The 608-nt window shown below is 70.1% G+C and carries 2 tRNA genes; both read right to left on the bottom strand.

Annotated elements, in window-relative coordinates:
• Positions 1-19: 19 nt before the first annotated feature.
• Positions 20-96 (bottom strand) — tRNA-Met (locus DEF28_RS26705).
• Positions 97-312: 216 nt separating this feature from the next.
• Positions 313-389, bottom strand: a tRNA-Met gene (locus tag DEF28_RS26710).
• Positions 390-608 lie beyond the last annotated feature (219 nt).

A 608-nucleotide genomic window follows, 5' to 3' on the forward strand; every position in this document is an offset into this window, starting at 1 on the left:
GAGCACCGGGCCTCCGGCTTGGTAGCGGGGACAGGATTTGAACCTGCGACCTCTGGGTTATGAGCCCAGCGAGCTACCGAACTGCTCCACCCCGCGTCGGTGTGATCACGACTCTACCACCGGTGCGGCACCGCTTTCGCCGGCGAGCACGCCGCCCCCGCACGGGACTGGGCCGGCCGCACCGGTGGGTGCCGGCGCGCCCGGAGCGCGACCGCCCGGAGCGGGCGGGGGAGGACAGCGCCCCTTCTCCCGCGCCCGGCCCGTGGAAACGACGGAGGCCCGGTGCTCACGATGAGCACCGGGCCTCCGATTTGGTAGCGGGGACAGGATTTGAACCTGCGACCTCTGGGTTATGAGCCCAGCGAGCTACCGAACTGCTCCACCCCGCGTCGGTGTGCTGTTAACCCTAGGGAAACGGGGAGCGCAACGCAAATCGGTTACCGCCACGGCCGCCGCGCCCGTGCCGACAGGCGCGACGGCCCGCGGAGACGACGGAGGCCCGGTGCTCACGATGAGCACCGGGCCTCCGGCTTGGTAGCGGGGACAGGATTTGAACCTGCGACCTCTGGGTTATGAGCCCAGCGAGCTACCGAACTGCTCCACCCCGC

This window comes from Marinitenerispora sediminis, from assembly GCF_003336425.1.
Lineage (GTDB): Bacteria > Actinomycetota > Actinomycetes > Streptosporangiales > Streptosporangiaceae > Marinitenerispora > Marinitenerispora sediminis.